Annotated in this window: 12 protein-coding genes and 5 pseudogenes; 10 read left to right on the forward strand and 7 right to left on the reverse strand. The window is 67.5% G+C overall.

Going from position 1 to position 17,235, the window contains the following annotated elements; translation table 11 throughout:
* Positions 1-10 precede the first annotated feature (10 nt).
* The 4 genes and pseudogenes from ACIRQH_RS00250 to ACIRQH_RS00265 all read left to right on the forward strand — a co-directional run bounded on the left by ACIRQH_RS00250 (position 11) and on the right by ACIRQH_RS00265 (position 3,426).
* Positions 11-1,021: an aldo/keto reductase gene (locus tag ACIRQH_RS00250; protein ID WP_404223260.1), complete on the forward strand. Its 1,011-nt coding sequence runs from the start codon at positions 11-13 to the stop codon at positions 1,019-1,021.
* Between the two features lie 314 nt (positions 1,022-1,335).
* Positions 1,336-1,726: pseudogene (locus ACIRQH_RS00255) on the forward strand (IS5/IS1182 family transposase); the annotation flags it as partial.
* Positions 1,727-2,133: 407 nt separating this feature from the next.
* The gene (locus ACIRQH_RS00260) at positions 2,134-2,964 is read left to right on the forward strand and encodes a hypothetical protein (RefSeq protein ID WP_404223262.1); all 831 of its coding nucleotides are present in this window, start codon (positions 2,134-2,136) and stop codon (positions 2,962-2,964) included.
* A 144-nt stretch (positions 2,965-3,108) separates the two neighbouring features.
* Positions 3,109-3,426, forward strand: coding sequence for an ankyrin repeat domain-containing protein (locus tag ACIRQH_RS00265; protein ID WP_404223264.1), 318 nt, complete (start codon positions 3,109-3,111; stop codon positions 3,424-3,426).
* Between the two features lie 135 nt (positions 3,427-3,561).
* On the opposite strand, the pseudogene ACIRQH_RS00270 reads toward ACIRQH_RS00265, so the two are convergent.
* Positions 3,562-3,973, reverse strand: a pseudogene (locus tag ACIRQH_RS00270) (lamin tail domain-containing protein).
* Positions 3,974-5,104: 1,131 nt separating this feature from the next.
* On the opposite strand from ACIRQH_RS00270, the gene ACIRQH_RS00275 reads away from it, so the two are divergent.
* The 6 genes and pseudogenes from ACIRQH_RS00275 to ACIRQH_RS00300 all read left to right on the forward strand — a co-directional run bounded on the left by ACIRQH_RS00275 (position 5,105) and on the right by ACIRQH_RS00300 (position 8,920).
* Positions 5,105-5,476 (forward strand): hypothetical protein, encoded by a 372-nt coding sequence (locus ACIRQH_RS00275; RefSeq protein WP_404223266.1) that lies wholly within the window; start codon positions 5,105-5,107, stop codon positions 5,474-5,476.
* A 140-nt stretch (positions 5,477-5,616) separates the two neighbouring features.
* A pseudogene (gene istB / locus ACIRQH_RS00280) lies at positions 5,617-6,258 on the forward strand (IS21-like element helper ATPase IstB); the annotation flags it as partial.
* A gap of 170 nt (positions 6,259-6,428) precedes the next feature.
* Positions 6,429-6,878: a nuclear transport factor 2 family protein gene (locus ACIRQH_RS00285; protein WP_404223268.1), complete on the forward strand. Its 450-nt coding sequence runs from the start codon at positions 6,429-6,431 to the stop codon at positions 6,876-6,878.
* 223 nt (positions 6,879-7,101) lie between these two features.
* A pseudogene (locus ACIRQH_RS00290) lies at positions 7,102-7,338 on the forward strand (transposase family protein); the annotation flags it as partial.
* Between the two features lie 383 nt (positions 7,339-7,721).
* Positions 7,722-8,690 (forward strand): transposase, encoded by a 969-nt coding sequence (locus ACIRQH_RS00295; RefSeq protein WP_404223270.1) that lies wholly within the window; start codon positions 7,722-7,724, stop codon positions 8,688-8,690.
* Between the two features lie 41 nt (positions 8,691-8,731).
* Positions 8,732-8,920, forward strand: a complete 189-nt coding sequence (locus ACIRQH_RS00300; RefSeq protein ID WP_404223947.1) for a hypothetical protein — start codon at positions 8,732-8,734, stop codon at positions 8,918-8,920.
* Positions 8,921-9,844: 924 nt separating this feature from the next.
* Here ACIRQH_RS00300 and ACIRQH_RS00305 read toward each other — a convergent pair.
* The 6 genes and pseudogenes from ACIRQH_RS00305 to ACIRQH_RS00330 all read right to left on the reverse strand — a co-directional run.
* Positions 9,845-13,060, reverse strand: coding sequence for an RHS repeat domain-containing protein (locus ACIRQH_RS00305; protein ID WP_404223949.1), 3,216 nt, complete (start codon positions 13,058-13,060; stop codon positions 9,845-9,847).
* Between the two features lie 378 nt (positions 13,061-13,438).
* Positions 13,439-14,101, reverse strand: a complete 663-nt coding sequence (locus ACIRQH_RS00310) for a hypothetical protein (protein ID WP_404223272.1) — start codon at positions 14,099-14,101, stop codon at positions 13,439-13,441.
* Between the two features lie 315 nt (positions 14,102-14,416).
* Positions 14,417-14,620 carry a hypothetical protein gene (locus tag ACIRQH_RS00315; RefSeq protein ID WP_404223274.1) on the reverse strand — a complete coding sequence of 68 codons (204 nt, stop codon included), beginning with the start codon at positions 14,618-14,620 and terminating at the stop codon, positions 14,417-14,419.
* A gap of 251 nt (positions 14,621-14,871) precedes the next feature.
* Positions 14,872-15,474 carry a GNAT family N-acetyltransferase gene (locus tag ACIRQH_RS00320; RefSeq protein ID WP_404223276.1) on the reverse strand — a complete coding sequence of 201 codons (603 nt, stop codon included), beginning with the start codon at positions 15,472-15,474 and terminating at the stop codon, positions 14,872-14,874.
* A 64-nt stretch (positions 15,475-15,538) separates the two neighbouring features.
* The gene (locus ACIRQH_RS00325) at positions 15,539-15,697 is read right to left on the reverse strand and encodes a hypothetical protein (protein ID WP_404223278.1); all 159 of its coding nucleotides are present in this window, start codon (positions 15,695-15,697) and stop codon (positions 15,539-15,541) included.
* Between the two features lie 599 nt (positions 15,698-16,296).
* Positions 16,297-17,233 (reverse strand): annotated as a pseudogene (locus ACIRQH_RS00330) (IS630 family transposase); the annotation flags it as partial.
* Positions 17,234-17,235 lie beyond the last annotated feature (2 nt).

Below are 17,235 nucleotides of genomic sequence, written 5' to 3' on the forward strand. Positions count from 1 at the left end.
GTTCGGAGGCATGCGATACATCAAACTCGGAACGACCGGACTGGAAGTCTCCGCCATCACTCTCGGTTGCATGAGCTTCGGCGAGCCGGACCGGGGTGGCGAGCCCTGGTCGCTGGGCGCGGACGCCAGCCGGGACATCATCAAGCAGGCCCTTGAGGGCGGCGTCAACTTCCTCGACACGGCCAATGGGTACAGCGCCGGAAGCAGCGAGGAGATCGTCGGCCAGGCGGTCAAGGACTTCACCCGGCGCGAGGAGGTCGTTCTCTCCACCAAGGTCTGGATGCGGATGCGCCCCGGTCCGAACGGCGCCGGGCTGTCCCGCAAGGCGATCTTCGCCGAGCTCGACGCTTCCCTGAAGCGGCTGGGGACCGACTACATCGACCTGTACCAGATCCACCGCTGGGACTACGACACTCCGATTGAGGAGACCCTCGAGGCGCTGCACGACGCGGTCAAGTCCGGGAAGGTCCGCTACATCGGAGCCTCTTCCATGTACGCCTGGCAGTTCGCCAAGGCCCTGTACCTGGCTGACTTGAACGGCTGGACCCGGTTCGTGTCGATGCAGGACCACTACAACCTCATCCACCGAGAAGCAGAGCGGGAGATGCTCCCGCTCTGCGCCGACCAGGGCATCGGCGTGATCCCGTGGAGCCCGCTGGCGCGGGGCAGGCTGACGCGGGTCCGGGACACCGCCACGGCGCGTGCTGAGACCGACGAGGGCGGCAAGATCCTCTACCGCGACGGGGACCAGGCAGTGGCCGAGCGCGTCCACGAGATCGCGGGTAAGCGGGGTCTGTCCCCGGCCCAGGTCGCCTTGGCCTGGGTCATGCGTAACCCGGCGGTGACCTCGCCCATCGTCGGGGTCACCAAGCCGGCCCAGCTGGCCGACGCGGTCGCCGCGGTGGACGTCGAACTCGACGAAGACGAGGCCGCCTATTTGGAGGAGCCCTACCAGCCGCACGAGGTCGCGTACCTGGAGGAGTCCTTCTACAAGTCGCGCCCTGTGGCGGGCTCCTGGTAGTCCGGGCTACCCCCGGGCCTTCGACAAGTCCTTGGCCTCGGTCTTCACAGCTCTGTGGTCGGCCCGGCGGTGCTTGCGGGCGGTCGCGCGCAAACTGCATGATCCGCGCGCTGCCCGCCAGCGCGGTGAGCAGAATGCCGCCACTGCGGCCATCAGCAGGGCCACGCGGAGCGGAACGTGCCCGTGGGACCGAAGTTAGCTGACGTCCACCGAAGGATTTTGTGGGTAGGGGGCGTCAGGCTGATGTGACGCGGGCACCGGGATCCGTTTTGACGTGGAACTCCTACATCTCTACATCTGAAAACGGAGCACCGGTGCCCGCCGTCGAAGCATGGGCGATCGAGCCCTTGTGGGTCCAGTTCGAGGCCCTCCTGCCACCGCATCTCGAGACACATCCGTGGGGCTGTCACAACCCACGGATCCCGGAACCGGATCGTGTTCGACAAGCTCGTCGCGAAACTCGTCTTCGGCGGCTCGTACGAGAAGCACGCCGATCAATCGTGCTCGGCAACCACGATGAGAACCCGACGCAACGAGTGGATCGAGGCCGGTGTCTTCGCAGGGCTGGAGCAGATCGTGTTGGAGACCTACGACCGTGTCGTGGGCCTGGACCTGGCCGACATCACCGTCGACGGGCAGATCACCAAAGCGCCCTGCGGTGGCGAGGTCGCCGGGAAATCACCGATTGACCGGGGGAAACTCGGGATCGCCGGACCGTCGCCGTGGTGTGCGGTAGTCACCAGCACTGAACCGACGACGGCGCTCGACAACGACGCTTCCGGCTCTCCTTTCTCTTCGCGGCGGCCTCGGTCGGCATCGCGCTGCTGCTCGCATGGTGGCCTCGGCGCTGCGCCTGCACCAGGCCGTCGCACCGGCGGAGGTGGTCGTCGTCAGCCGCGACATCGGAGTACGGACCCGCGCCCGCGCCTGGGGGCTGCCGGCACGACCCTGCCCGACAAATACCTCATCGAGGGCGGTGAGCTGCGCCGGGAGGAACTGGAGCAGGCGGCGGCCGAGCTCGTGCCCGGCGGGGGCGTACCGCAGCAGCCTGGGCCGAAGGAGCCCGGCGCGCTCTCCCCCGACTCGGCGGAACGTCAGGCAGGGAACGGCTCGTGAACGAGCAGGACGAGCCGGGTCGCCAGGAGCGTGCGGACGCGGTGGACCACGAGATGGTCACCCGCCTACTGCCCGACGCCGTGGTGCGGGCACTGGGCCGTTGGTGGGAGACGAATGCGTCGGGTTACCCGGATGGGACACCCGGCGCGCACAGCGTCCGCTATACGCCCACCCGGTGGGCACAGATCACTCCGTGGCCGGAGGCACTGGCGCCCACTTCCGCCAGTGGTGACGCTGCGATCAGCCGGGCGGGGGTGACCTCGGCCGTCGCCGACGCGCTGCAGCGGGACGCGTTCAGGGAGGCGCTGGTCGCGACATACGTGTGGGGCAAGGGCAAACGCGGCACTCCCGGCGGCAGCGGCCCGGCCACTCTCCGCAAGATCCTGGCCTTCGAGGGCCTCGACAGGGCGCTGGCCACCGCGGTCGCCGCACTGAGCGAGCACGGTGCACCACAGGCGTACGCCGCACTCCACCAGCAAGTTCCCGGGCTCGGGCCCGCCTTCTTCACCAAGTTCCTCTACTTCACCGGCATCACGCTCCCGCCCGCCCACGGCCCGCGTCCCCTCATCCTCGACCGCGTGCTCTCCAGACGGCTGAGGCGGATGGCAGCCGCGGTCGGCCGCGAGAGCCGCCACGATGTGGACGGCTCGATCGCCGCCTGGGTCTGGTCGGACAGCAACTGGTCCACCCACCGCTACCAGGTCTACCTCTCCTTCATGCACGCCGCCGCCAACCAACTGGCCCAGGGCGGCACCTGGCCGTCAGGTGCGACCCCCGACCTGCTCGAATGCGCTCTGTTCACCACCAGCTGGGAGACGTCCGGCTGATGGCGCGTCGCCGCCTCACCCGGACGTACGGACACGACGTGCAGCGCCTGAAGGACGGGCGCACCGTGGAGTTCAGGTGGCCAGGCCCGCATTCGTGTCCGCCCCGGATAGTCGCTGGCGCTCTGGTGACGGTTGAATGCCCGGGTGAGCGCCTACTGGACACCCGCGCACCACGCGGTCGAGAACGAGGATGCTGAGACCTTGGCCCGGTTGCTGGCCGACGGCAGCGATCCTGATGAGGTCTTCAGCACCATGACGCTGCTGACGCACGCGATCGACGCCGAGGGCGATGGGGCCCTGCAGAGCGGCCAACCGTTGACCGTGCACACCACTGCCGTGCTGCTGGCCTTCGGGGCTGACCCGCAGCTCGCCGATCCAGACGGCCGCACCCCCATGGACGTGGCCAAGCACTACAGCCACGACCTGGCTGTGCAACTGCTGCGGGACCGCATCAGCGACTGAGCCGCGGGAAAGGGCAGAACCGCGGCGGCGAAACATCCCGACGGGGCGGACCGGCACACAGCCGGTCCGCCCCCGCCTCTTCACGCTGCAGCCGGGCGCCTCCGGTATCCGTTGCGAAGACACCCGCCCGGCCGGTCAGCGGTGGTGGTGACCGTGGTGGCCCCAGGAGGCTTCGTCGACGAAGCGGCCGTGGTCGTTGCGCAGGGTCGTGGTGTCGGAGTCGTTGTCCCACACGTAGTTCCGGCGGGCGGGTGTCCAGGCCGATCCCGGTGTGGACGCGGACGGTGGCCCGGCCGTCCAGGCGGTAGTGGTCGAACGTGTAGGTGCGGCCGTCTTCGTCAGAGAGGGTCCAGCCGTCCAGGTTCACGCCGTGGCGGGAGTAGTTGGTGATCTCCACCCACTCGCTGTTCAGCGAGCGGTTGGAGCGGTTGTCCCAGCCCGGGGAGTCGTTCTGGACGCTGCTGATCTCCACCCGGTCGCGGTGCGGGCGGTATTCGGCGGCGGAGGCGGGCACGGCGATCGCCGCGGTGACGGCCGCTGTGGTCATGGCGGCGGCGGTCAGACGGCGAACGGTCGTGGATACGGTCACAGGTTCTCCCTGCATCGTGCGGCACAAGCCCAACGCCTTGTGGTGGCGGTCGGGTTGTGCGGTGTGCGGGTGGCGGCCGGTTGGCCGCACATTCACACCCTGCCCGGATTGATCGCCTGATGTGAACGACACTCGTCGGGCGTTGCCGAGCACCGACACTGCTGTGACAGTCGCCTGCAATGTCCATCTATGTCATGAAGGATCGAATGAACCTGCAGGCAGGGGCGCACCGCCCTTGGGAGGACTGGGCGCCGCCCGAATCCGGGCCACCCCGCGCCTCGGCAGGGCGTACTCCCGTCACCCGATGGTGAGTAACAGCGCCACGGCGAATCCAGCGGCGAAGACCTCACCACCGCCCGCACCTATATCGAAATGACCTCACGCCTCCCGGAGCCCGCACTCGTCGCCCTCGCCGTACTTGCCATCCGCGGCCGCCTCAAACGCTGACGGCCAGCGCCGATCGTCCCCCCATCGCCGACAGACGGCGACGTCCCTGGCCACAGCTACGGGACCTCGGTTCCCAAGCCAGCCAGGCCGCCTCTACACGTCACGACGCCCGCCAGCGCAACCACACGCGTCAGGGTGACTGCGAGCCACAGGACCGTGGCGCGCCACTGCCATGGTCGGGCGGCGTGGAGCGACGCATGACCGGTCGGTGGGGCGCGACGTCGCCGAACCCGCTTGGCGAGGACGGTCGGCACTGCCCGGTCCGCCGCAGGGACGCCTACCAGAACCCGACCTATGCGGCGGCAGTGAGTAGCCCGGCCTCCGGGTGTGCATGCAAGGGAGGCTGGGCTTTGCTGAGCCCCTGACCAGGCAGTGGAAATCGAGTGCTCAGCTCTCGCATCCAGGTTCACGGCCGGGGACGCGAGCGACATCCTGCTCAACGACGCCCGACGCGCCGGGACACGACGCCCAGGGCCACGGCTGCTCGGCAACGCACCGGCTCGACATGCCCTGTGCGGGGGCTGCGGGCGGTGTGACGAGATGCTTTTGAGGGTGTTCGGGTGGTTCGGCGCTGTGGGTGCAACCGTCACTGGCGCAGGCCGCCTCGTGGACATCAAGAGAGCGTCGGAGGCTGGAGGATGCATGCAGGAGTGGCAGTACTCACCGACCGACTCGACGTTGCCCGAGGTGGTGCTGGATCCCTACCGCTGCGGATTCGACGCGCACACGAGTGTGAGCGGCGTGGAGGCTGGAGAACCGTGGGGGGACGAGGACTGGCGGGTTCCAGCCCAAGCACGGCCGGCCGAACAGAAGGAGTCGTGGCCCGCACCGGACCCCACCCAACGGCTGCCCTTGGCGATGGCCGCGCACGACCGGCGCCGCCTGGAACTGCAGGCGACACTCATCCGGGCGGGAGTTGCGCCCGCGCCCGGAGACCTGCACACCGTGCAAGCATTGAGCGCCCTCGATGACATCGTCAATGACACCGTCCAGCGGTGGATCGCACCGCACTGAGCCCGGGTTCCCTCCAGAGTTGGTGCCCTCGGTGGCCTCACGCAGTCCGGCGGCGTCGCGCGCGGCGAGCTCGGGGTCGGCGGGGACGCGGTCGGCCTTCGATCTGAAGACCTTCCGGGCATGGCCACGCACTCACAAGCGGCTTCCTCGCGGAGTTGCTGATGGCCGAGTGCGACGACCGGGCCCGGCGCCGGTCCGAACGCCGGATCCGGGTCGCGGCGTTCCCCAGGGACAAGTCGCTGCGGGCCTTCGACTTCGACGCCAACTCCAGCATCGACCCGGCCACCATCAACACCCTCGCCACCTGCGAATGGGTCAAGAAGGGTGAGCCGCTCTGCCTGATCGGCGACTCTGGCACCGGCAAGTCCCACTTGCTGATCGCGCTGGGCACCGAGGCCGCGATGCAGGGCTTCCGCGTCCGCTACGTGCTTGCGACCAAGCTCGTCAACGAGCTCGTCGAGGCCGCCGACGACAAGGGGTTGTCCAAGACCATCGCCCGCTACGGCCGCGTCGACCTGCTCTGCATCGACGAACTGGGCTACATGGAACTCGACCGCAGCGGCGCCGAGCTCCTGTTCCAGGTTCTGACGGAACGGGAGGAAAAGAACAGTGTGGCCATCGCGAGCAACGAATCCTTCAGCGGCTGGACCAAGACCTTCACCGACCCCCGCCTTTGCGCGGCCATCGTCGACCGCCTCACCTTCAACAGCGCAATCATCCAGACGGGCACCGAGTCCTACCGACTCGCCCACACCCGAGCCCAAGCCGAACGCGCCAGCTGACTCTCCGCGCTGATGCCCGTCGCGTGACCCAAGATCATCCTGTTCTCCCCGGACGGCGCTGGTCGCGCCGCCCGCTTCCAGTGGCAATGATCGATCCGGTGAGGCTGGTGACAGCTAGGCTCCGCGCTATGGGGAACCCATTGGGTCTTGAGGCAAGCACTAACCTGGACATGCTGGTCAAGCGCCTGGAGCGGGTTGAAACAGAACTCGCTTTGCGTCGGCTTGTGCACGACTACTGCATCGGAGCGGACCACCAGGACGCCGAGCGCTGGAGCAACGTGTGGACTGAAGACGCGGCCTGGGAGACCGGCTCAGACCCGGAGCGAATCTACCGCGGTCGAGCCGAGATCCGAGAAGCCGTGGAATTGCAGTGGGCCACGTTTCCCGTAATGCAGCACTCCACGAGCAATCACACCCTTGAAAACTTGGGCGAGAACGCCGCCACGGGGCGCTGCGATGCCGTCGTCCTGGTTCAACTGCCAGATGAGCGGTGGGTCGTTGGCGGCGGAACGTATGAGGACGAGTACCGGTACGAGGACGGAAGGTGGCGTATCGCCCGTCGTCGCGTAGTACGCCCGTTTGATCTCGGCCCGCTCTTTCAGCTCAGCCATCAAGACTAGGGAGCCTGGCCTCGCTAGGACTCTGTCCTGCGAGTGACATCACTTCTCGGTTCTGGCACAGATCTTGGGGAGCCGTCGCGGACCGTCACCTCGATGTTCGATTGTGAGGGGGCGGTTCGCGTGAGACCGCGTACGCCTTGTCGTCAGGCGATCAGAATTGACGCTCCATCAGGGGTCTGCCGGCCGCTATTGCGGTCACTCGTCAACGCTGATGGTGCTGGTCATGCAGACCGATGCACCGTTCTGGGACTCGCTCGTGTTCGCCGGGATCGATGATGTGGATGTCGAGGCGGTTACGGCCGGGTTCGGCACGGTCGAGGTGGTGGCGAGAGGCCGCGAGGCCGCGGCATCATGCCCAGACTGCGGTCGCGTCTCGGGCAGGATCCACGACCGCTACCAGCGCCGACTGAAAGACCTGCCGCTCGCTGAGCAGGGGTTCACGATCCGGCTGACGGTCCGGCGCTTCATCTGCGGGTCGACGGACTGCCCGCGCCGGACGTTCGCCGAGCCGTTCTCCCGGCTGGCCACCCCGCACGCAAGGTTCACCACTCGACTCAACCACGCCTTGGAGCGAGTGGGTCTCGCGCTGGCCGGGCGGGCCGGAGCTCGGCTGGCTGCCCAGTTGGGCTTCGGAGCCGGCCGGATGACGTTGTTGCGCAGGGTCATGGCACTGCCTGATCCGCAGTTCAGAACTCCGCGTGTGCTCGGCGTGGACGACTTCGCGATCCGCCACGGCCATACCTACTCCACTGTCTTGACCAGCGTCGAAGACCATCGCGTGGTCGATGTGCTCCCCACCCGTGAAGCCGGACCGCTGGCCACCTGGCTGGTCCGTACCCCGGCGTGGAGATCATCTGCCGGGACCGGGCGGGCGCCTACGCCGAAGGAGCTCGCCGCGGCGCCCCCGACGCCGTGCAGGTCGCCGACCGGTTCCATCTGTGGCAGGGCCTCGGCCGGGCAGTGGAGACCTGCGTCGCCGCCCACCGCGACTGCCTGCGCAATCCTTCGCCCAGCGGCATGCTGCCGAGGGCCATCCCGGGTTCCGGCCGGCCACAGGACGACTCGGAGCCCGTCGGCCGGCGAGCCGAGCGGAAGAAGGCAGCGCACGCCTTGGTCCACGACCTCCTTGCCCAAGGCCACTCACGTCGGGCGATCGCCCGGCACCTGGGCTGGGGCCTCAACACCGTCCTCCGTTACGCGAACGCCCCAAGTTGGCAGGACACCTTCCGCGAGAACCGGCCCCGTCCCAGCAGACTGGACCCCTACAAGCCCTACCTGGAGCGACGCTTCGCCGCGGGATGCACCAGCGTCACCCACCTCCACAATGAACTCGTCGCCGACAATGCGCCCGTCACCTACCAGATGGTCCGCGCCCACATCGCCACCCTCCGCGGGACGCCCGCCGGCACGCCGACGAGGCCTCCGCCGGTGCGGCAGGTGACCGGCTGGCTCACCCGACACCCCACCACCCTGAGCGAGGACGAACAGGCCGCTCTGAAGGACGTCCTGGCACGCTGCCCCGAACTGGACACGGCTGCCGGACATATCCGCGACTTCGGCGAAATACTCACCGACCGGCTCGGGGCCACACTCCCCACCTGGATCGGCGCAGTCGACGCCAGTCAACTACCCGGCCTCACCAACTTCGCACTCCACCTGCTCCGAGACCTCGACGCCGTGACCGCCGGACTCACCCTCCACTGGAGCTCCGGCAGCATCGAAGGCGCCGTCAACCGTATCAAAAAGATCAAGAGGCAGCTCTACGGACGAGCCGGCTTCCACCTGCTCCGGAAGATGATCCTGCTCCAGTAGCAGCTTGTAGTGTGGGGAAACTGTCATGAGGGGTGATCGATATAAGCAGGCGACGGTACGTAGCCAGGGGGGTACCCGGCGGTTATCGCATTTGGGACAATAAGGGGCGGCGGTGGTGGGGTGACCACTACGAGCTCTGCCCCGACGCTCTCCTGACAGAGTTGAACGGCGCTGCCGAACCCGCGAAGCTCACCGCTCTCCTCAAGCGGTACCGAGCACAGAAACGCTGACGGAGCGAGCGACCGGATTGGAGCGTGGCCCGGTGGGCGGGGCTGAACTGGCCTCGGCCGACTTGTTTGACTGCTCGATGAGTGGCGGCAGCGTCCAGCTCAGCACTTCGCCCCTTGGACGGCCGACCCGCTCACCTGATGTCCAGGAATCACCTCCTCGAACATCGAGGTGACGGTCCGCGACGGCTCCCCAAGATCTGTGCCAGAACCCAAAACTCATGACGATCCGCCGAGTCCTTGGCCGGACGACGACGTCAGAAGTCGTCAACAAACGCTGTCGCAAGAAGTGAACGAGGCCACTCTGCCCAGGGGCAACGCGTACGCCGAGGAGGCCGTGCACGGAAGTGGGTTCGGCATCGGGAACGCGAGCGCCGACAGCAGGGGGTCTGCCGCCCCTTGACTATGTGAAGGGGGAGTCACCCAAATTTGGATGACTCCCTTCCGTGCTGCCGGGCGCCCTCGTGATGCGGCATCAGTCCCTGCGTAGCCTTCGGCGGTGCCTACTGGTCCAGGGGAGCCAGACACCCTGCTTCGACACGTCAGTTGGTCGGCATCATCAGCGGTTCACCAGCTGTTGCTGCTCAGGCGGCCATCCGCCTGTCTTCATCTTGCCGATGAGTTCCGAGGGCCACGGATCATAAGGAAGGCGAGAGTGAGGCCGCATACGATCGCAACGATTCCGAGGACAATTGGGATTGCCGGCACATGTCCACCGCTTCCGGATAGGCCTAGGAAGATGGCTACAGCTCCGACAAGGAGCATCACTGCAGTTGCAATTTTCAGCCTCAGCATTGATTAACACCCTTTCCTCTTGCTCCCATGGCCATGGCCTTTATTGTCTCGCATCCATCTTTCTGCGAGTTCACCGCAGGAACCCGGCGCGCCAGATCGGCTCTGGCACGCCGGAATTTATCGCTCTGTCGACTAGTCGTAGGTGATTATGTCCGCCCCGTAGTATCCGGCGACTCCCCCGACTGCGCAGCTCCCGACAACGGCCGCTGCCGTGCCTCCTGGGCCGAATACGCTCGCAAACTCAGTCACTCCGGACGAAGAAGCGGCAGCAATTCCCGACAGGCAACCTCCGACGACGCCGAATATGTCGCTGCCGATGTCGAGCGCGTCAGACCAACTGAACAGTCCAGTGGGATCGATACGGTTGACGGGGTCGCCTTCGGCGTAGAGGTAAGGGTTCTTCTCTTTACCGGAGGGGTCGGTTTGAGTGAAGCGGCCTGTGCGGGTGTCGTAGTAGCGGGCGCCCATGTGGTAGAGGTCGGTCGGGTCTTGGTAGGTGCCGGCGAAGCGGTAGGGCTGACTCGTTCCGGCGTTCTCGGTGGGGGTGGTGACGCCGCGGGGGCTGTACCGGTAGGTGGCGACCTTGGTGCCCGAGCCGTCGGCTGTGGCGACGGTGGAACCGAGGGCGTCGGTGAGGTAGTAGTAGCTCTTCCCGCTGCGGGTCATGGAGTTCAATGTGCCCTGAGGGCTTCGGATAAATCCCGTGTCCAGACCGGCAGTTGTGGTCGCTGAGAGACCGACGGGCCCGTTATGGAAAGTGGTTTCGCCGAGCTTGGTGCGCTCGCTGCTGTCGGTGGAGGCGTACTGGCCGGCTCGTGCGGTGCCGCCCGTGGTGATGGCGGACATCTGGGAGAAGTCGGTCCAGGTCTCCGCCGTGCGGGCCGTTTCGCTGGCGCCGGCGGTCTCGTTGCCGGCCTTGTCGTAGGACCAGCCCGTTGACGAGCCGTTCTTCGTGATGAGTTGGCTGGAGTCGTTGTAGGTGTAGGTGGTACCGCGCGGGCAGCCTTCGGTGGTGCCTTGGGAGGTGAGGTTGCCGGCGGCGTCGTAGCAGTATTGCCAGGACTCGACGGTGGTGGAGCCTTTGGTTTCGGTGGCGTAGGAGAAGCGGCCGGCGCTGTCGTACTTGAAGGTGCGCTTGGTGCCGGCGACTGCGTCGGTGGTGCTGCGGATCTTGGTGCCGTCGGTGCTCGGGCTGCCGTAGGTGTAGGTGTAGGACAGGTCGACCAGGGTGCCCTTGGGGGAGGTGGTCTTGATCTGCTTGGGGCGGTCGGAGTTGTCCAGGGTGACGGTCTGGGTGGTGCCGCCGGGGTAGGTGGTCGTCTTGAGGACGTCATTGTTCGTGTAGTCGTAGGAGGTGGCCTTGCCGTCCGGCGGGGTGAGCGTCTTCAGGCGGTTGGCGTCGTCGTAGTCGTACTTGGTGGTGCCCTGCGGGTCGGTGTAGGTCTCGACGTTGCCGTCCGCGTAGTACGTCAGGACGGTCTGCGAGCCGTCCTGCAGGGTGCGGATCGTCTCCCGGGAGAGCGGGTCGAACTGGTACGTCGTGGTGCCGGTGACATCGTCCCGCTGGACGAGGTTGCCGTCGCCGTCGCAGGTGTAGGTGACGGTGGTGGTGGGGCTGATGACCTGGTGGACGCGGTCGCGGTCGTCGTAGACGTAGGTCAGTTTGATGCCGCGGCCGTCGGTGACGGTGTCCGGGCGGCCCTTGGAGTCGTAGGTGTAGTTGGTGGCGCCCTGCGGCGAGGGCGGGGTGACCTTCGTGAGGTTGCCCTTGGCGTCGTAGGTGAAGCTGTTCTTCTTGTCGCGCTCGTCCTCGACTGAGCACGTCTGGCCCTCGAAGCCGCCGCACGAGGGGCTGGAGGTGTTGTAGTCGTAGTCGCGGGTGCCGCCTTCGGTGCCGGATACGGCGACGGACTTGGTGTTGCCGACCGTGTCGTACTTGTAGGAAGTCTTGGTTCCGTCCGGGGTGGTCAGCGTTCCGGGCAGGTCGGAGCCGGCGATGGTCTGGTAGCCGTCCATCGTGCCGGTCGCGCCGGTGGGCAGTTTCGCGCTGGTGGCGTTGTTGCGGCTGTCCCATCCGTAGGTGGTGACGTTGCCGCCGCTGCCGCCCGAGCCGGTGCCCATGGCGTCGGTGGCGGTGGCCAGGTTGTGGTTGGCGTCGTAGGTGTCGGAGCGGCTGTGGCCGAGGGGGTCGGTCACCTTCGAGACTTCGGCGTCACTGTCGTGCTCGTACTTCGTCGCGTCCCCGAGCGGGTCGGTCACCGTGGTGGTGCCGGCGCCGTTGGCGTCGGTGTTGGAGTAGTCGTAGGTGTAGGTGGGGCCTGTGGTGGAGTCCGCGCTGGTGGCGCGGAGCATGCTCCTTATCCGGTGGGCGGTGTCATAGGTGAAAGTGGTGACGCGGTTCTCCGGGGTGATGATCTTCGTGACGCGGTTGGAGCCGTCGTAGAAGAACTGGGTCTTCTTGCCCGTGGTGTCAGTGATGGCGCGCAGGTTGTCGTAGCCGTCGAGCTCGTAGCGCACGGTGCGGCCGCTGTTGTCGGTGGCGTCCCAGCGCAGCTTGTCGACGGTCTTGGTCATCTCGATCCAGCGCCCGGACCGGGTGTCGGTGACCTTGAAGCCGCCGGAGGCGTTCTGGTCGACGGTGACGACGCCGTGGTTCTTGTCGGTGACCTTGGTCAGCGTGCCGTTGCTGTTGTAGGTGTCCTTGGAGCCGGACTTGCGGTCGGTCAGGGTCCAGGTGCCGTCACTGTTCTTCGTGAGGTCCTTGGAGTAGCCGGCCGGTGTGGTCCAGGAGCTGCCGGACTGGGTGAAGGTCACGCTGGCGCCGCTGTGGTCGTAAACGGTTGCCTTGTCGCCCGAGTCGACGAGCCAGCGTTCGTAGTTGAGCCACCACCTGCGGGCCATGCGGCCGTAGGAGGAGTCCATCGAGTTGTAGGTCTGTGTCAGCTGCAGCTGGTTGCCGACGCCGGCGATGTCGAAGCTGGTGGAGGCCAGCATCAGGTTGCCGGTGGAGTAGTTCACTCGCGCGACCAGGGCGTCCGTGATCCGGAAGTCGGCGATCTTGTGCCAGGGAATGTCACCCTGGCCCTGCGGGATTGTCGTGGTCGTCGTCGCGGCCGCGACCTGGTCGGCGGCGGCCGCGCTGGCAGGTGACTTGGCCTTGGCCTTGAACGCGGCCAGCAGCCTCGCCTCCGCACCGCCGGGCGCCTCGGGTTCCTGGTTCTCCACCGGTTTCGTGGTGCCGACCTTCACCGGCGGTATCGCGTAGTGCGTCTCCTTGCCCCACGCTGACACCGGACCGTCATCGGCGGCTGCCGCGCCGGCGGTCGCCGGGAGCAGTGAGAGAGTCATGGCGCCGGACGCGAGGACTGCGACCGTGGCCACTCTCAGCTTCTTCTGGGCACGCGAAAGCCGTGCACTCCTGGTGCGTTGAATCAAGACTTCCCCCCACAGGAAGAGACGCCCCGCAGACCCCAGCGGTCACGGGGAGCACACAACCTGCCACGGAAACCACACATCCGAGCGAGACGTTCCCTCGAACAGGCGTTCCATGCAGGCAGGAATAGGCCCCTCCACTACCGGGTGCCCAAGACCCCCACAATCGGCAAATGCGGACGAGGCTGCGAGCTTTTTGCACTTTCTACGCGTGTTGCCGCCAGAAGACTGGCGCGAAAGTGACGGCCCGCACCGAAGCCCTGTCACGCCGCCGCTCCCGTCCTCGCCCGGGGATCACCCACGCTGACCCGCACCCCGCCACCTTCGGCAACGATGGCGAACAGCGCGATCAGCCACGGGTTGCGACGCAGGCCGCGCCGCACCCTCGCTGATCGCCCGGTCGCGGGCCTCACGCAACGCGATCCTGAATTTTTCCAGCAGCCCCTCGGTCGATCCGGACGTCCACGACTCGTGGATCTCCGGCGGGTCGCACAGCCGGTACTTCGGGCCGGCCACCCGCTGCAGGAGCCGCAAGGTCGGTTCGGTCACCCACAGCGGGCCGGGTTCGTCGCGCTGGCCGACGGGATTGGGCAGCACCGCGTCGTGCTCCCACACTGGCGGGGTGATCAGGTGGAGGCCCGAGCGGCGCTTGTCGTGCACGTTGCCGGTGGAGTGTTCGAGCTGTCCCAGCGGCAGGTGGGTCTTGAGGGCGGACAGGTAGGCGCCGTTGATGTCCAGCGCCGTCACCTCGTGGCGGCCGACGGGGAGTTCGGGCCGGGTCCACTTCGGACGGGCCTCCCAGATCTGGTCAGCGCCGCGCGAGGATCCCTTGCGCAAGATGTCCGGCAGCCACGGGTGCGCGACGACGTCGTACCGGCCGCCCTTACGCGTGTGGTCCAGCAGCGTCATCGCGTCCGGGATCGCCCGCTTCACGAGCGCGGCCGTCGCCGCCTCCACATCGCCACCATGCTCCGCAAAGGCGCCGTCGACCGCGGAGCGGATCGGGCATGTCGGCCGCCGTCTGCACCCGGCGGCCGACCGGAGCGACCTTCACCCCGCAGCCGCCACCCCGACCTTCCTGCCAGCTGCCCCGGCCGGGACGTGCCGACTGTGCCGGACGCTGCGGCGGGACCGCCCGCGCCGGGCGAGCAACCGCTCGGGCGCAGCAGGCGCGGCGGCCGATGCGGGCCGGGCGAGGCCTGCGTCGACCGCAGACGCGGGAGCCGGTGCTGGTGCGGCGGCCGCGCAGTCGGCAGGGTCCATGTGCTGGGGCTAACCCTCCACCTGCTGGCGGGCGGGCTGTCCACACAGGACGCATGGCTGTGGTGCGGGCAGCTCGTCGACGTCGTCCAGGACGTCGGCCTGGTCCTCGCCGTCGGACTCGTCGACGGGCACCGCATCGGCGGGTGCCGGAGCGGCCGTCGGCTTGGAGGCTGCCAGTTTGAGGACAGCGCCCTCAAGGAAGACCGGAGTCACGGCGGTCGGCCTGCGCTTACTGTACGGGGGCAGCCGCGATCGCTCCGGCCGTGAATTCGACCCCCCGACGTCCCGCACCAGGTCTGGCTGCTGAACTGGTTTGTGCGCACGGAGCGTTGGTGCGCAGCTGGAGGCGCAGGGCGCAGGCGCGAAGCGCGGATCCCCTCCTCCTAGGCGACTCGGTCTGTTGTCGACCGCCGGCCTATCAAGGGCGGCCGGCCAGGACGCGCCCCGATATGCTCCGCGTCTGGTCAGGCATCCCAGGCGCGCGGGCGGCCCAGCTCGTCCCATTCGGGGCGCAGCAGTGAGTGCACGGCGAGGTCGTGGCGGCGTCCGCGGTGGAGGCAGGCGGCGCGGCTGGTGCCTTCGTGTATGAAGCCGGCTTTGGTGAGGACTGTGAGGGCGGGCGCGTTGTCGGTGTGTGTCTCTGCCGTGAGGCGGTACAGCGGGAGTTCGCCGAACGCGAGGTCCACCAGGGCGTCGAGGGCGTTGGTGCCGTGGCCGTGTCCGCGATGCTCCCTAGCCAGCATCAGTTCGACCTGTGCTGTGCCGTTGACGATGTTCTGGCAGGTGAGCGCGATGTGACCGATGGGGGTGCTGTCTGGGAGCAGGACGAGGAAGTCGTCGCGGTCGTCGTCGTCGCTGTCGTGCTCGATGCGCTCACGCGTCGCGGTGAGGGAACCCGGCCAGATACCGAAGTGATAGGCGGACGCCGGATCGGATCGCCAGCCGTGCAAGAGCTCGGCGTCGTCTACATCGACGGCTACGAGACTGACAGACTTGGCACGCCAGGAAGGTTCTCTCCCGGCCCCTGTGTGGTGCTCGTCGCCCGCAGTCTCGCTGTCATCGATCATGGCCGGATGCTACGGGCGCTCGCACGGTGCGACCACCGGTTTTCCCCTCCGGTTGATGACCTGTCTAGATGGGCAACCGGCGGGCTGTTCGCTCCCTGCGGGACCGGAACCACGAGCCCAGGAACCAGATGGCCACGATCGACGCGGACGTCATCGCAGTGTTCAGCCAACCCTGGTAAATGCCTGCCAGCCCGGTGACGAAGCGCATGACGATGGTGAACACGACCCAAATCATCAGCCATCGAGCTGTCTTGGCTATTCGCCTCTGTTCTGGCATAGCGCGAGCCTATCGGCGGGCCTGAAAGAGAGCAGGCCGATCCGCCGTGTTCCACACGAGCCGCAGACGGGCTCACTGCCGGACACTGCCGACGACATCCTGGACGATGAAACTCCGGCGGCCCTGAAGGGCAGCCGCGTCGGCAGGGGCTCCACTCTGCCGCCCTGACCGGCTGGCGCGCCCACTACCTCGACCAACGGGCGGTAGAGGCCTATGGGGCGGCCTGGCCGCAGGAGGTAGGCACCGGCCGGCTCGGAACGGCAGGGCGTCCTCCCCGGGATGGACGGGGGACGCGGGGCGGTGGCCCCGGCCGCGAGCGGCGGGCGCTGGCCGTGGGGGTAGCGCTGGTGCTGCACCGGGAAGGCAGACCGCGGCGCGGGCTGGCTGCCGAAGTGGCGCGTGAGCACGGAGGCGTGGAGCGCAGCTGGCGACGTGCTGTCCCTGAGGCTGTGGCGGTGTTCGAGAGCGAGCAGCAGGGACATGGTCGGGGGCAGGGCGATGACGGGGCTTCCTGAGGCTTCCTGCCTCACCGCCCCACTTCGGGGGCGCCGGCCTTGTCCGGAGTGCGCCTCGATCGGGTTCGCCCACGAGGCGTAGGTCGGGGTGAAACACAGCTCGACCTTGTACTTCGTCGCCCAGCGCCGGATGCCGGCGCCCTTGTGGGCGGACAGGTTGTCCATGATCACGTAGATGGGTGCGCCGTCGGGCCGGGCGGCGCGGATCGACTTCAGCGCGGCCAGCGTGTTCGCGGCACCCTTCCTGCGACGGTTGATGCCCCACAGACAGTCGTCGCCGACCGAGTAGCAACCATGGAAGTACCGGACTCCGTGGGTGCGATGGTAGGTGGCTGGCACCCGGTCGGGGTGTTTCCGGCGGGCCCAGCCCGAGCCTACGGTGGGCCGAATCCCGAGCGGGCCGAACTCGTCGAAGGCGAAGACCCGGTCCGGGAAACGGTCCAGCACCTCCTCGATCCGGTTGTACCAGCTTCGTCTCGCGTTCCGGGTCCGGGGACTCCTTCCACGTCTTGGTGCGCTGGAAGGTGACGCCGCGCCGAGCGAGCAGGCAACGTAATGCTTCGCGGCCGATACGGATGATGCGCCCGTGGACTTTCCGCAGGTAGGCGACGAGTTTGCGCAGTGACCAGCGAGTGAAGGGCTGGCCCAGCTTGACCGGTCGGGTGGTGGCCGTCGCCACGACGAAGTCTTCGTCGTCAGGCTTGAGTAGGCGGGGACGGCCTCCCGCCCACCGAGGGTCCAGGCAGGCCAGGCCGATCTTGTTGAACCGGTGGATCACGTCCCGGACGGTGTCCTCGTCGGCCTGCACCAGTTGCGCGATCACCGGCACCCGGTTCCCGCCGGCCGACGCCAGCAGCATCATCGCGCGCCGGTAACGCACCGAACTCGTACGGCCCTGGCGCACAATCTGCTGCAGCCTCTGCCCCTCCTGGTCGGTCAGTCTGCGCACACGAACAGGCTCGGCCACTG

This window comes from Streptomyces sp. NPDC102279, assembly GCF_044766365.1.
Lineage (GTDB): Bacteria > Actinomycetota > Actinomycetes > Streptomycetales > Streptomycetaceae > Streptomyces.